Genomic DNA, 15,872 nt, shown 5'->3' on the forward strand with positions numbered 1-15,872 from the left:
AAAATAAGTGATACCTTAATGGACTGCTTATCGTTTTTTTACAATCGTAACGATTTATTTAACTTATTTATACTGCAAAAATAAACAACTAGCATTCGTTCGATTAGGACTTACAAAACTAAAATCAATTAAGCATATAATCAGTTTGTTTAAGTCAAATTGTATATAAGTTATTTTTAGACCATTAAAAATGTTCCCACATCTGAAACAAATTCTTCAGGATACTGGAATAAGGAGCCATGTCCCGAATCTTTATAAATAATCAATTTACTATCACTAATTCGTTGCGCTAAATCATAAGAATTAGCTGTCGGGACCATAATATCTGTGTCCCCATTTATAATTAGCGTAGGTTGTTTTATTTCTTCAAGTGGGTCTATTTCCCCGCGGCTCCAACGTTTGATAGCCTTCAATTGCTGATTATAGCTACGTAATCGAATTGATTGATCTCGATTTTTCTTACGGCTTTTTAATCGTATCAAATATTCTTTAGCTTTTGTTCGGCTACTTTGGGATGAGGTGAAAAATAGATAGTATTTTATATCTTTAAACGTAATCAGAGCCCGTAACATTGAATAATTCGTTACTTTTGCAACACGACCAATTCCCTGACCGCCTTTTGGTCCTGTACCAACTAAAACTAATTTTTCAACCAGTTTTGGGTGTGACAGGACAATTTCTTGGGCAACCATTCCTCCCATAGAAAGACCTAAAATATGAACTTTATTCAATCCTAATGCTTGAATAAATGAAACAGTTTCGTTTGCCATTTCTAAAATTTTTTTAGGCGTACTACCACCAGATAAACCTACACCTTGACCATCAAAGGCAATAACCCAAAATTTCCGGGCTAAACCATCCACGATTTTAGGATCCCAATTATCTAAGTTTGCTGATAAATGTGTCAACAGAATCAATGGCATATTTGTTTTTTTACCAACTTCACGATAGGCAAATTTCTTCCCATGCGCATCTTTGATAAATAAATTAGGTGCCTCTACATACCCCATTTGCTTTTCCTCCTTATTATTAATCAAACCTTATAACAACTTTTCCTTGTGGATGGCCTTTTTCAACTAGTTCTAAAGCTTGATTAATGTCTTCCAAGCGGAATTTTGATGGATCAATTGCTGGAATAATTTTATTTTTCTCAATGATCTCAGATACTAGTTTCAATTGGTTTCCGTCTGCTCGAACAAAGATAAAATGATAGTCAATATTTTTTCTTTTGCCTTCTTATCATATTTTGAACCCACTAAACCAAATAAAAATTGTTTCCATTTCGGTAACCCTTGGCTTATTGCAAAACGTTTATTGGGTCCCGTTATGAGACTTAACAAACGACCACCTGGTTTAATAATAGATAACTCTCGTTCAAATTCTGCGGCCCCTAAAGTATCTATTACAAAATCAACAGAGTCTAGTACTTTCCAATAATTTTCTGTTTTATAATCAATAAACTGATCTGCACCAACTGCTAAAGTTCTTTCTTTAGCTGCCGAATTTCCTGAAACAATTACAGTTAATCCCATCGCTTTTGCAATAGGTATCGCCATTTGTCCAAAACTACCTGAGCCACCTGGAATAAAAATGGTCTGTCCTGCTTGAGCATTTAACTTTTCGTGCAGACCTTGATAGGCTGTTAAACCTGTCAATGGAACTGCGGCTCCTGTAATAAAATCTAAATGGTCAGGTAAAAACCAAATAGCATCAGCAGCAACAGCAACATATTCTGCAAAAGCACCAATATGATCGATGGGCAGTCTAGCATAGACAGCATCACCAACTTTAAATCCTTGAACATTTTTGCCAACTTTATCTATTACACCTGTCAATTCATTCCCAATAGTTAAAGGCATTTGATAATCCTGAATTAATTTTACTGCCCCTGTTATATTTAGAATTTCTAGCGGGTTAACAGCGGCTGCTTTTGTTTTTATTAACACTTGATTATCTGATATTTCAGGAATCGATATTTCTGTAATTTTCGCATGCACTTTTTTTGTATATTTATTAATCTGAGCTGCTTTCATTGTTTCTCCTCTCAGTCTTCCAATTTTATTTAGTCTTTTATAAAAATGGATAATCTGTGTAGCCAACTTCTCCTTCACTTCCATAAAAGGTTTCAGGATGTGGCTGATTAAGTGGTTTGTCTGTTTTTAAACGTTCAACTAAGTCTGGATTAGCCAATGCCAACGTCCCAACTGAAACCATTTCAGCATTTCCATTCACAATATCAAAATCAATTTTATCAACTGGTCGACTAGGTCGATTTATAATTAATACATTGGGCCACACTGTGCGAATATCTTTCAATAACGAGTCCTCATGGCTGACATACATCATATGCAAGTAGGCCAAATCTAATTTCGCTAGTTCAGATACTAAATAGCTATACAATTGCTTCCCAGCATTTCCTTCATCAACACCACCCAGTTGATTCATTGGCGAAATCCGAATTCCCGTTTTATCTGCGCCAATTTCAGCAGCGACAGCTTGTGCTACTTCTAGTACAAATCTAACGCGATTTTTGATTGAACCTCCGTATTCATCTGTTCGAATATTCGAATTCTCTCCTAAAAACTGATGCAATAAATAACCATTAGCACTATGGATTTCAACACCATCTGCGCCTGCTTGAATCGCGTTTTTAGCAGCTAAACGAAAATCATCCACTGTCATTTTAATATCCTCTTTTGTCATCTCAAGCGGAACTGGAATAGCTTGCATACCGTTACCAGTAAAAATTTCCTCTGTTGGTGCAATCGCTGATGGAGCCTGCGCCTGTAATCCTTTTACATTATCAGGATGAGATATTCTCCCAACATGCATTAATTGAAAGAAAATTGTCCCCTCTTGTTGATGAACCGCATTTGTTATTTCTTGCCATCCGATTATTTGTTCATCCGTATAGATACCTGGAGTATACAAATAACCTTGTCCTACTGCAGAAGGTTGAATCCCTTCTGTAATAATTAATCCCATTGAAGCGCGTTGTTGATAATATTTGCTCATTAGCTTACTTGGAACACCATTTCCCTTGGCTCTGCTACGCGTCATTGGCGCCATCACTAAGCGATTTTTTACTACTCGCTCTTTAATTGTTATCGGATTCCATAAATTTTTCATTTAACTTTCCTTCTTTCTAGAACGTTCATTCTAATATTAATAAAAAAATAAAAACTATATCGAAAATACTGGAAAAATGGGATTACTTAAAATAAATTCATTTTTCTCATTCACAATTCCTACCGTTTGAGTGCTCTCATAGAGTGCCATTAAGTAGGAGGCAACTTCTTGCGGCGAGCGCAACTGATAGTTCTCATAATCTAACTCTGAATCACTTGATTGTTGAATAAATGCTGTAGCAGTAAGAGCAGGCGCCAAAACTTTAGCTTGTAACTCTGCATCTTTCAATTCTGCGGCTAGACCTTCAGTCAGAACACTAACAAAAAACTTTGAAGCAGAATAAGCAACATTTCCTAATGCGATTACATATCCCATTGCTGATGAAACATTAATTAGTTGTGCACCTTGTACATTAGCGTAATCTTTTGCATATAACGTTGATAAAATAGTTGTTGCTTCAATATTAACTTGGATTATTCGCTCAATTTGTTTCAAATCATTATTCATCAACGCTCCGGAAGCACCAACTCCTGCATTATTGATCCATGTCTCAATATCATACTGTTTCAATGACTCATATAGCCCATAAACTTGTTTTTTATCTGACAAGTCACTTATTTTTACGATAATATCTAGATTAGGATATTGTTTTTGAATCCTTTTTTGTAATTCAGTTAACTGCTCTGTTCGCCTTGCAATCAGGATCATATTCTTCTCTTTTCCAGCAAAGGCTAAAGCTGTTTCATAGCCAATACCTGAACTTGCACCTGTAATCACTGTATATTTTTTACTCATATCGTTGCCTTCTCTCTATTTAATTATCGACAATGTCGTTTTTACAATCGAATGTAGTTTCATTTGATCATTTGTGGTCTTCACCAACACTCTGATACCGACCCATGCATTATGCAAATAACTTGCTAACTCTCGCAAATTTTCGCTTTTTGAAATTTCTCCTTTGTTCTTAGCCTCAACTAGTAACATATAAAGATACGTTTCACTTTTCTCAAATAGTTCTTGAATCTTATGCTCTATTTGTTTATCTAACAAGGATAATTCCGTCGCTGTATTTACAATCAAACACCCTTTTGGATACTCGTCATCAGTTGAGACGACAATCAAAAATAACATTTCAAGCTTTTCTTTAATTGTCATATCTTGCGTCAATCTCTGCTTAATTATATGATTAAGCCTATATTCATAACAATCTAGTGTCTTTAAAAACAATTCGTGTTTGTCTCCAAATGTATCGTAAATACTGCGGCGATGAATTCCCATATGATCCACTAAATCCTGCATAGAAGTTTTCTCATAGCCTTTTTCCCAAAAAATTTGCATGGCTTTATCTAAAACAAATTCTTGATCAAACTCTTTTGCTCTTCCCATAGATTCTTTCATCCTTTCCGGAATTTTCTAGAACGTTCATTCTTATATTAATAAACTATGAAAATAAAGTAAAGTACAACAGAAAAACCACATTCTCCGAGAACTATTAAAACTCTCTATTCGAGATTAATAGTTCCATCAAAATATGGCTTTTTATCACTTTTCATGAAAAAATAGGGCTACTAAAATTTCACCAAACATTAGATTTTTTTATTGTACACATCTATCTTTAAATCTTTTCCCTTTACTTTAATTTCTGCGTCAACTGATTCCAAATAGAAGGTGGTTGAAAACGTTACTTCATCATTCACAATAATTTCGCAGCAAGCTTTATCTACATATATTTTGACTATTAAGTTTTCCGAAGAGTAGCATTTACTTCTTTTATCTGATTGCTCTTCTTCGCCTTGGATTGACTGTTGAAGATTTGTACGATCTATCATCAACGATTCTCCATCATAATCAAACTGCAAATAATCTTCATCAGCGCCTATCTCAATAGAAAAAGGCTCGGTAGTCTCTAATTGAACAAAAGGCTCAAGTTGTCCTCTATATAATCGATCTACATTCTGAGAACTAGCTAATGTCAAAGCTTCATTATATTCAGAAACTATTGTCTGAATTAATTTCCCATCTACTAATCTAAGTTCTCTTGGTATAATCATACTTCCTGCCCAGTGATGACCTAAATCATCCGTTGGAATGTTTCGTCCCCACATTTGTTGCCAAGCAATCAAAATTCTACGATTCCGATCATCTTTTAAGGTCTGTGGTGCATAAAAATCCAATCCTGAGTCAATTTCTTCATAACTTTCAGGAATAAACTTATAGGTATCCCAATCAACCTTACCAACAAAATATACAGAACTATTTACATTCGTATAACGTGCCCCCTCACTGGTAAATGCAATCGGCGAGACAATTAAAACATCTTTCCCGTCTAATTCAAATAAATCAGGACATTCCCAAATTTTCCCTTGATGGGGTTCCGCCGTCAAAAAAGTAGATTTAAATACCCAAGAAACCAAGTCGTCTGATTCAAATAGCAGGACATTCCCAATTCCATCTTTTGTAGAAGCAACTAAAGAATAATATTTCTCGTTCTTTCGAAATATTTTAGGGTCACGAAAGTCGGTCGTATTTTTCACGTGACGTTCGTCAATCACTGGATTGTGCGGCGACTTTTCAAATGTAATCCCATCTGTGCTCACAGCAATGCACTGGATCTGACGCGATTTTCCATCTTCTTCTGAAACACCTGTATACATCAAAATTAATTGATCTTCTTGGACCAAAGCTGTCCCTGAGAAGCAGCCGCCTTCATCGTAGGGCTGATTAGGCTCCAATGCTACAGGTAAATGTTCCCAATTCAACAAATCTTTACTCTTAGCATGACCCCAGTGCATTGGACCCCATTTAGCTGAGTAAGGGTGAAATTGATAAAATAGGTGATATTCTCCCTTATAATAAACAAAGCCATTGGGATCGTTGATCCAACCAATCGGTGCCGAAAAGTGGTGCAAAGGCTTATACATTGTGTTCACTAATTCTTTATTTTCTGAAATCCATTTATCAACAGTCATTTTATCATCCTTTTGAGTATTCGTCATAGTTTCTTTGCTTGATTTCTAGCCATTCATCCAAACCGAACGCTTTTAATTGTTTTAAATAGTCATTCCATTCTTGGTCTATATTACCTTTTGTCAGCCATTCATCTCTTTTTCTAAGAACAAAATCCTTCATATCTGCTTCTATATCAGCGAGACGTTTCGTATCTTTAGCAGATAAAAAGATATTCGGATAATTATTTTCATTTTGAACATATGGGAAAATAAATTTATCCATTAAATCAAGACGCCATTTCGCATCATCAGGCATGGTTGTATAGTTCCCATAATACGTATCTAAAATCGCAAGTGGTCCACCAACTGCAGTTTTCTGACGTACTTCAACAGGAGCTGCACCGTCAAGAGGTTCATGAGTTAATTGATTTTTCTCTTCGTCATATTTAAAAATATTTTGACCTTTATCGCCATAGGTTCCCCAGTTATTTTGAATAGATTGAATAGGATCGTACATTTGATCAATCCATTTTGCTGTTAATTCAATGTTTTTATTTGCGGAAGTAACAACAAATCGGTCTCTCGAAAAACCAAAATTATTTGTTCTAGTCACATTAATTTTGCCACTTTCATTGGCCATCGGTTGGTACATAACATAATCTTCTGTACCTCCTGTCACATTATGCGGATCCCAAGTAAAGTACAATCCGTATTTTTGATCATTTCCTTTTGCAACATATCTAGCCCAATCTTGTTCAAAACTTTCTGTATCAATTAAACCTTCTTCATAAGCTTTATTAAAGAACTTGACTGCTTTTTTATAGCTTTCTGTATTTGCAGTAAACTGTACCTTGCCATCATCATCCACAACTAAATGATCTCCATTATCTCCAGTACCATCGCCAAAGGCTGCAAATAACATCTTCAAATCATTGCCATCATCATTAGAAATGAAGCTCAACGGAATCTCATCCGCCTTACCATTTCCATTAGGATCTTGTTCTTTAAACGCTTTTAATACATTGTATAGCTCTTCTGGATTTTTAGGGTGCTCTAAGCCTAATTTAGTCAGCCAAGCCTGATTAATCCAACCTAACGAATTTACTGTATGGATTGATTTCTTTCCTTCTCCAAGTTCTTCAATCCATGGCAGAGAATAGATGTGGCCATCTGGTGCCGTCAACATCTGCTTATATTCAGGGGCTTCTTCAAAAACCTTTTGTAAGTTTGGCATATATTTCTCGATTGTTTCCTCTAAAGGTACAATCACACCATTTTGACCCCAAGTAAGTAAATCTTGTTCACTCGCTGCAGCATTGAAAATAGCATCTGGTAAATCACTAGAAGCAATATCTAGATTCCTCTTTTCCGCAAAATCATTGGCGTAGTTTGTCCAACTAATATGAACATTACTTTGTTCCTCTAAACGTTTAAAAATCAGCATATCATTTGGATCTTTAGGCGCCGTTGAATTTTCAGAAACTAGCATTTTCAGCTCAACTTTCTCTTTTAAAGGAAACTCAACATTCGTTAACTCATAATCCTTACTTGCCATTGCGCTACTATTATCTTTCTTTCCACATGAACCTAATGCTAGTAAAACGACTGCTGAAAAACCAATGATTATCATTTTTTTTGTTTTCATCATCCTAATTCCTCTCCAATTTATAAGTTTAAAATCAACTAAATTATCCTTTCATTGAACCAACTAAAACACCTTTATCAAAATATTTTTGGAAGAATGGATACATAATAATTAACGGTAAGCTTGAGATAATGATTGTCGCATACTTAATTAACTGAGCGACTTTTTCCATTTCCGCCATAGCTGCTTGTGAGCCAACCATATTTGTATCAATCTGATTTTGAATTAAAATATTTCGCAGAATTAATTGTAAAGGTTGTAAATCAGGGTCTTTAATATAAATCATTGCATCAAAGTAGCTATTCCATTGGCCAACAAAGGCATATAAAAATAAAACAAACATGATTGGTTTAGCTAAAGGTAATAAGATTTTGAAAAAGACTTGCATACTATTTGCACCATCTATTTTTGCGGCTTCTTCTAATTCATCAGGTAAGCTTTGGAAATAAGTTCTAGCCAATATAATGTTCCAAATATTAATTGCACCTGGCAAAATGATTGCCCATGGCGTATCCAAAATCCCTAAATTTTTAACAACCATATATGTGGGAACCAATCCCCCACCAAAGAACATGGTTAACAAGAAAAATGACATGATTACTTTTCTACCTACAAATTCTTTTTTTGAAAGAGGATAGGCACAAAGCATCGTAATAATCGTTGAAAAGGCTGCATATGCAAAAGAATAAAACATTGAGTTAACGAAGCCGCGAAGAATCGAATCATTGGCTAAAACTTTTTGATAACCTGCCAGTGTCCAATTTTTCAAATTAAAACTAATTCCCTGACTCATTAACGTATCTGGATCCTGAAATGAAGCAGCTAGGACATATGCTAATGGAACGATGGTAATAAAAACTAATAAGCCAATCAATACTCGATTAACGATTAGTACATTCCGGTCAAATCTAGTCTGTTTATTCAACATTACAGCCCCTCCCCATCATTTAATTTTTTCACTGTTTGGTTGACTGCAATGATTAAAACAAGATTAATCAAGGAGTTAAACAAGCCAACGGCAGTTGAGTAACTGTAATCTCCTGATTGAAGCCCTACTTTATAAACATAAGTTGCGATAATTTCTGAACTCGGTAAATTCATCGTTGTTTGCATTAAGTAAGCCTTTTCGTAACCGACACTCATAATCCCTCCTGCAGCAAGGATAAAACTAATCACCATGACAGGTTTAATTGCGGGTATGTCAACATGCCAAATTCTCTGTAAAATGTTAGCGCCATCAATTTTTGCAGCATCAATCAATTCCGGTGACACATTTGATAATGTTGCTGTATAGAGAATCGACGACCATCCAATTCCTTGCCAAATGCCCGAGAAAATATACAAGGGTCGAAAGAAATCAGGTTCAGTTAAGAACGGCACCGTTTTACCAGTAAAAAATTCATAAATATGATTGACAGGTCCTTTATTTGAGAAGAATAGGAAAATCATTCCGACGATAATTACAACTGATATAAAATTTGGTGCATAGAGAATTAGCTGCAGCCTTTTCTTCAATTTATCACTAGCTAATAAATTGAATGAAATTGCCAAAATAATGGGCGGGAAAAACCCTAGTAATAGACCATAAACACTTAGTTTCAAAGTGTTTACTAACAAGATCATAAAGTTAGGCGATGATAAAAATCGAGTGAAATGTTCGAGTCCAACCCATTCACTTCCTATGATCCCTTGAAGAGGATTATAATTTTTGAAAGCAATGAGTAATCCATAAATTGGGACGTATTTAAAAATAAACGTTAAAACAATTGCTGGCAACACCAATAAATATAATAGGTAATTCTTTCGCATATAAAACAAATTATTCTTCACTTTTTGTTTCATTTTTTTCTCCTTTCATTTTTGAAACGTTTCCATTTTGTCTTAAAAAAAGAACCAACTCATTTTGGAATCGTTTCCGATATAGAATATATTACACCATATAATTCATTTTTTCAACAACGATTTTATAAATTTTTAAATTATTTTTTTAGCCAACGCAAAATTTCCAATTGTCGCTGATCCATTTTCTACCACAGTCGGTAAGCTTAAATACGTATCTATATTTTCTATTTCAATATAATTATTCAACGTTTTTTTAAATTCTTTTTTTACAATTTCTAATAAATTCGAGCTCATAACACCGCCACCAAGGACAATCACATTGGGACGCAAAGTTAAGGTAGCTTGAACACAAGCTTGTGCAATATAATAACCGATCAGCTCAAAAACAGGGTGATCTAAAGCAACACATTCTCCAAAAATGCCAAGCCTAGCTTGAAGAGTAGGTCCACTAGCTAGCCCTTCAAGGCAATCTTTATGATAAGGACATACACCTTCAAAATCAGCATCATCTAATCTACGTTTTACTGATACATGGCCCATTTCGGGATGACCCGTCACACCAATAATTTCACCATTCAAAACAATCCCTGCTCCAATCCCTGTTCCAATTGTGTAATAAACTAGCCCAGGTACAGCACCTCTAGAAATAAATTCACCGTAAGCCGAAGAATTCACATCTGTTGTAAAATATATAGGCACATTAAGCACTTCTTTTAATTGACTCACCACATCGACATTGGCCCACCCTTGTTTAGGCGTACTAGTAATATAGCCATATTTTTCATGATCAACGCGCTGCTCTAATGGGCCAAACATACCCATACCAATTGCTGAAACGCGTTTTTCTTCAAAAAACTGGACAACTTTTTTTAATGTTTCTTCTGGCGTTGTTGTTTTAAAGACTACCTTTTCCACTATTTCCAGTTGTTCATCTCCAATTGCACAAACAAATTTTGTGCCTCCACCTTCGATACTGCCGTATAACTGCACAATCATACACTCCTTTTATTTTCTATTCTAATTTTTAGTTGTACTTCCTTCAATAAATGTGACTGGAATAATCGTCTTATAGTCAATCGGATCTCCATTAATTGCATTCATAATTTGCTCAACAGCAACTTTAGCCATCGTCTCTAAAGGCTGACGAATCGTGGTCATCAAGTACTCCCGTTCTTCTGAAAGTTTCACACCATCAAAACCAATTACTTGAATATCTTCAGGAATTCTTTTACCTAGTTTTTCTAATTCTTTCATCACATCCATTGCTAAAAAATCATTAATTCCGAAAAGCCCATCAATTGTTGGATTATCGATAAAAAATTTTTGAACTTGATTTTCAAAATCAATAATCGGCTCTTCAAAATCTAGAATAGAAATTTTTTTCCCAGCCCGACGCGCACTTTTCTCAAAATAAATCCGGCGATTCTTCGTCTCGCTTTCTTTATCTTGGTGCGTCCCAACAAAAGCAAAATGCTGGCATCCTCTCTTATTCAATTCATTAAAAGCTATTTCCCCACCCTGCTTACTATCAGCTGCTACTATAGTTACCTTACTCGTAAAATGGCGGTCAATACTGACAAACGGAATATCCGAAGAAACGCTTTTATCAATGTCTGTATACGTAATTCCAATAATCCCATCAACCTTATTTTGCTTAATCATTTGAATATATTCGTCTTCTACAGCAGGATCTCCAGTTGAATTACACAGAAAAATTTTATAGCCTAACGCTTTCAACTCTTTCTCAACATGAAATCCAAATTCAGAAAAAAACGGATGCCAAATTGTTGGAACAATCAGAGCTATCGTATTTGATCGATTTGTTTTCATTCCTCTTGCATATATATCTGGCTCATAGCCTAATTCTTGAATTGACTGATTCACTTTTTTTAATGTGCTATCTTTTACACGGACACCGTTAATGACTCGAGAAACAGTTCCTACACCTACACCGGCAAGCTTTGCCACATCTTTCATCGTTGCTTTCATGTTATCCTCCACTTTTTTATATTAGTATAGCATAGTCATCAACCAAATTGAAACGTTTCCGATATGCATTTGTTTTAATAATCTTATTCTAAAATATTTTACAGATATGCCCATTCACTCTTAAATTGATGTAGCAGGATTGAATCGATTCTATCAATGATTTCCATAAAATCTTGATTGACGCCAATCAAGAATATCGGCCAAAATTAACCTAATTAGACAATATATAAAAATACTCGAGCTAAAATGCTAGCTCGAGTATTTCCTACATAGATTGATTTTTATTACATTTTAACTTCACGTTGTGGATCTTTAACTAAATTTGATCCCCAAAGTCCCGCTAAAGAAGTAATAATCATACCAAGAACCATCGCAACAAAGCCCCAAATAGATGCTTTAGCTGTCGCATCAGCTGCGTCATCTGCTGCTTTTCTTGCATCGTCAATTGATTCTTTTAAGTCAGCTTTTGTTTCCTCTAAGTTTTCACGAACCGTATCAATTTGTTCTTGTGTTTCCTTAGAAGCTTTTTGTAATTCATTATAGATATTATCAGTAGCTTGTTGCGCTTCTTCTGGGCTAAGATCACTATTTTTAGCAACTGCATTCGCAATAGCGTCTTTATCTACAGAATCTCCAATTGTTTTTGCTTGTTCTTTTAGTGAATCTGCAGTTGTTTCAAAGATTTTATCTGAGTCATCTGGATTTTTTAGAGCTTCTTTTCCAGCATCTTTAATTGTATCCGTTGCTTGACTTAACTGGTCTTTCAAATAATCAGGTTGTAATTCTGGTACATCTGTATCTTTTAAATACTTATCGATATTATCTTGTAATTCAGATGTATTCACAGTCCCTACCTCATCAGAAACTTTATCAATCCCTTTAGATATAACATCACCAGTGCCCGAAGCTATAGTTTGAACTCCACTGCCTACACCAGATGCAACATTTCCTAATAATGAGCCAACTGCTGAAAAAGCACCTACAGCTGTAAAACTAACTAAAATAACCACTAGTAACATGCTTGTCGCCCATGTTAAGAACCCATGTAACAAGCCGATTCTTCTTGCAGCGATACCTGCTACAAAACCTGCACTCATTAGAGATATAATTAACATTATAATTGACCAAATAATTAGACCCGTACCTACACCTTCAAAAGGTTGATCCGTCGTCAATTTGAGCGTGCCAAATCCAATAGCAGAACCAATTAGAGAGAGAGTTATAAATATTGATAAAAAAGTGATAACACCAGCAAAAATAGATCCCCATGAAATATTAATTCCTGCTTCTCCATCTGTTAAATAAGTTCTAAACCCAGTTTTCCTTTTTTCCATATCCATCTACCTCCATTTTATTTTTTCTAACTTTATCTACTTCTTTATGTTATCACAAGCTTTTTACTATTCCAAATAATATGGTTTAAAAAATTATAATATAATTAAATTCATTTCGAGTTTTTAATTTTAAAAACATTTTATTTTTCTAATTATTTGTACATGACTTGTTTTTAATAATCTACTTTTATTTCGACCGCACTAGTTCATTATAGTCAAAAAAACACCCCACTAATTAAACTTTTCAGCCTAATTAGCGAGGTGAACTACATCTTATATCTTCAATTACTCTTCGTTTTACTACTCAATCCTATTCCGCAACTTTGCCTTGTTACACATAGACAAACATTTATCAATCACAAGTATTCATGTCTATTCATTTAACAACATCAATATCAAAATCTTCAATATATTTTTCTATAATATCAATCAAGTCGTTTTACAAAATAATAGTTTATATCTTAATTTGATAACGCTTCCATTAAGTGTTATCTTTAACCAAAAGGAGGTAATTATTATGAGATATTTAGTAGGATTCGTTTTTTTATTAGTAAGTATATGGCAGCTAGTGATAACTTGGCGAACATTCGCTAGTATAAAAAGTGAAGGAGATAAAAATACCTCTCCGTTTATTATGTTAGGACTGTGGAATAGTTTAATATTTGCTGTAATTTTCTTCGCTGTTGCACTCTGGTGTTTTCTCGTCAAATTTTAAAAACGCTATTTATAAAAATTGCTCTTTTCTTGTTGCCTTTTAATAGTAATTATTAAAAATTATAACTACAAAATAATCTATAACGATAGGATTATACGGAATAACTTGATACTTATTGATAACTATACTCGCGTGAGGATCGCAAAAAGGTAAAATTCCTATGTGACGTTCAATCCAGTATTTATAGAAAAATAAAAAGCTTCATAGTAAGAAGAGTGTCTCTCTTACTATGAAGCTTATAAAGTACCTTTACAAATCTTATCCAAATGAAATTATGTTAACTTCTAAAACAAGGATAGTTAAAGTGGTAGTTTTTACTAAATTGCTAAATATTACAAAAAGCTCTAATTAAAGGCTTTATTCCGCAACTTTCGCAATTTTCCCTTGTTCCACATAGACCATTAAAATAGAAATATCGGCTGGATTAACGCCACTAATTCGACTCGCTTGGGCAATTGTTTCTGGTTGAATTTTAACCAATTTTTGACGAGCTTCAGTCGCTAAACCATTAATAGCTTCATAATCAATGCGTTCTGGAATGCGTTTAGATTCCATGCGTTTCATTTTTTCTACTTTTTCAATCGCTTTTTGAATATATCCTTCGTACTTAATTTGAATTTCAACTTGTTCTTTGACAGCCAACGGCAACTCAATCGTAGCAGGAGCAAAGCTCACAACTTCCTCATAAGTCATTTCAGGACGGCGCAAGAAATCAGCAGCTAAAATACCATCTTTTAAAGGAGAAGCACCTTTCACATCAACCAAGAAAGCTTGTAATTCAGCTGTTGGTTTCAAACGTGTTTTCATTAGACGCTTAATCTCATCTTCAACCAAAGCTTTTTTAGCTAAGAAAGTTTCGTAGCGTTCATCTGAGACTAATCCAATTTCATGTCCAATTTCAGTTAAACGGAAATCTGCATTATCGTGACGTAACAACAAACGATATTCTGCACGAGAAGTTAGTAAACGGTAAGGTTCCATCGTGCCTTTTGTCACCAAATCATCCACCATAACCCCAATATAACCTTCACTACGTTTCATCACAAATGGTTCCTTGCCTTGGTTTTTCAAAGCTGCATTAATCCCAGCCATTAAACCTTGGCTTGCTGCTTCTTCATAACCAGACGTTCCATTCATTTGACCCGCTGTAAATAGGTTCTCAACGATTTTTGTTTCTAATGAAGGACGTAATTGATAAGGTACAACGACATCATATTCAATCGCATAACCTGTCCGCATCATTTCGGCTTTTTCCAAGCCTGCCACTGAACGAATCATATCTAATTGCACATCTTCCGGCATTGAAGTCGACAAGCCTTGAACATAAACTTCTTCTGTATTACGTCCTTCTGGCTCTAAGAACATTTGGTGACGTGGTTTGTCACTAAAGCGGACGATTTTATCTTCAATAGATGGACAATAACGTGCACCAACCCCTTCAACAATCCCTGTAAACATCGGTGCGCGGTGCAAATTGGCTTTGATAATATCATGAGTTTTTTCATTACTATACGTTAACCAACAAGATAATTGATCCTTCACATAAGCACTATCTGGCGTTTCATAGCTAAAGTGATTCGCTTTTTCATCGCCTGGTTGCTCTTCAGTTACACTATAATCAATCGTTGACGCTTTTACGCGTGGTGGAGTTCCTGTTTTAAAACGCGCTAATTCAAAGCCATTCCGTAGCAAACTTTCTGAAAGCTTAATCGAAGGCTGTGAATTATTTGGGCCTGACGAATACTTTAATTCTCCAATAATAATTTGACCACGAGAAGACGTTCCAGCTGTTAAAATAACCGATTTACTACGGTAAACAGCTCCCGTATTGGTTACAATCCCTAAACAAACACCATCTTCAATAATTAAATCTTCAGCAATTCCTTGGCGTAAAATAATATTATCTTCACGCTCAATCGTGTGTTTCATTTCGTTTGCGTAAAGGAATTTATCCGCTTGTGCACGTAATGCGCGCACAGCTGGTCCTTTACCTGTATTTAACATCCGCATTTGGATGTATGTTTTGTCGATATTGCGTCCCATTTCTCCGCCTAAAGCGTCGATTTCTCTAACGACAACTCCTTTAGCTGGTCCACCAACAGATGGATTACATGGCATAAACGCAACCATATCTAAATTAATAGTTAAAAGTAAGGTTTTTTGCCCCATTCTTGCACTAGCTAAAGCCGCCTCTGAACCTGCATGACCTGCTCCAACAACGATAACATCAAATGTTCCTGCTTCAAATCGTTCCATTATCTCGTTCCCTT

Annotated in this window: 12 protein-coding genes and 1 pseudogene; all 13 read right to left on the reverse strand. The window is 35.1% G+C overall.

Translation table 11 applies throughout. The features are described from left to right. Positions 1-176: 176 nt before the first annotated feature. Entirely contained in the window at positions 177-1,010 is an 834-nt protein-coding gene (locus MHI00_RS16095; RefSeq protein WP_341114904.1) for an alpha/beta fold hydrolase, read from the reverse strand. 19 nt (positions 1,011-1,029) lie between these two features. Then, positions 1,030-2,033: pseudogene (locus MHI00_RS16100) on the reverse strand (NADP-dependent oxidoreductase). A 37-nt stretch (positions 2,034-2,070) separates the two neighbouring features. Next, a complete protein-coding gene (locus MHI00_RS16105; protein ID WP_341114905.1) occupies positions 2,071-3,129 on the reverse strand; it encodes an alkene reductase in 1,059 nt (352 codons plus the stop codon). A 54-nt stretch (positions 3,130-3,183) separates the two neighbouring features. After that, entirely contained in the window at positions 3,184-3,924 is a 741-nt protein-coding gene (locus MHI00_RS16110) for an SDR family NAD(P)-dependent oxidoreductase (RefSeq protein ID WP_010052230.1), read from the reverse strand. A 15-nt stretch (positions 3,925-3,939) separates the two neighbouring features. Continuing rightward, on the reverse strand, positions 3,940-4,515 hold the full coding sequence (locus MHI00_RS16115; protein ID WP_015077869.1) for a TetR/AcrR family transcriptional regulator: 576 nt from the start codon (positions 4,513-4,515) through the stop codon (positions 3,940-3,942). Positions 4,516-4,715: 200 nt separating this feature from the next. After that, a complete protein-coding gene (locus tag MHI00_RS16120) occupies positions 4,716-6,098 on the reverse strand; it encodes a glycoside hydrolase family 32 protein (protein ID WP_015077870.1) in 1,383 nt (460 codons plus the stop codon). Positions 6,099-6,102: 4 nt separating this feature from the next. Then, complete coding sequence (locus MHI00_RS16125; protein ID WP_341115243.1) at positions 6,103-7,722, reverse strand: ABC transporter substrate-binding protein; 1,620 nt, start codon at positions 7,720-7,722, stop codon at positions 6,103-6,105. A gap of 43 nt (positions 7,723-7,765) precedes the next feature. Continuing rightward, positions 7,766-8,650 carry a carbohydrate ABC transporter permease gene (locus MHI00_RS16130; RefSeq protein WP_015077872.1) on the reverse strand — a complete coding sequence of 295 codons (885 nt, stop codon included), beginning with the start codon at positions 8,648-8,650 and terminating at the stop codon, positions 7,766-7,768. Further along, positions 8,650-9,531, reverse strand: coding sequence for an ABC transporter permease (locus MHI00_RS16135; protein ID WP_414024862.1), 882 nt, complete (start codon positions 9,529-9,531; stop codon positions 8,650-8,652). Before MHI00_RS16135 ends, MHI00_RS16130 begins: the two co-directional genes overlap by 1 nt. Positions 9,532-9,696: 165 nt before the next feature. Continuing rightward, positions 9,697-10,557, reverse strand: coding sequence for a fructokinase ScrK (gene scrK / locus MHI00_RS16140; RefSeq protein ID WP_341115246.1), 861 nt, complete (start codon positions 10,555-10,557; stop codon positions 9,697-9,699). Positions 10,558-10,581: 24 nt separating this feature from the next. Next, positions 10,582-11,553, reverse strand: coding sequence for a LacI family DNA-binding transcriptional regulator (locus MHI00_RS16145; RefSeq protein ID WP_015077875.1), 972 nt, complete (start codon positions 11,551-11,553; stop codon positions 10,582-10,584). Between the two features lie 284 nt (positions 11,554-11,837). After that, the gene (locus MHI00_RS16150) at positions 11,838-12,887 is read right to left on the reverse strand and encodes a hypothetical protein (protein WP_010052210.1); all 1,050 of its coding nucleotides are present in this window, start codon (positions 12,885-12,887) and stop codon (positions 11,838-11,840) included. A 1,072-nt stretch (positions 12,888-13,959) separates the two neighbouring features. Beyond that, on the reverse strand, positions 13,960-15,858 hold the full coding sequence (gene mnmG, locus MHI00_RS16155; RefSeq protein WP_035065057.1) for a tRNA uridine-5-carboxymethylaminomethyl(34) synthesis enzyme MnmG: 1,899 nt from the start codon (positions 15,856-15,858) through the stop codon (positions 13,960-13,962). Positions 15,859-15,872: the final 14 nt, after the last annotated feature.

This window comes from Carnobacterium sp. FSL E2-0243, from assembly GCF_038003605.1.
GTDB classification, from domain to species: Bacteria; Bacillota; Bacilli; order Lactobacillales; family Carnobacteriaceae; genus Carnobacterium; species Carnobacterium maltaromaticum.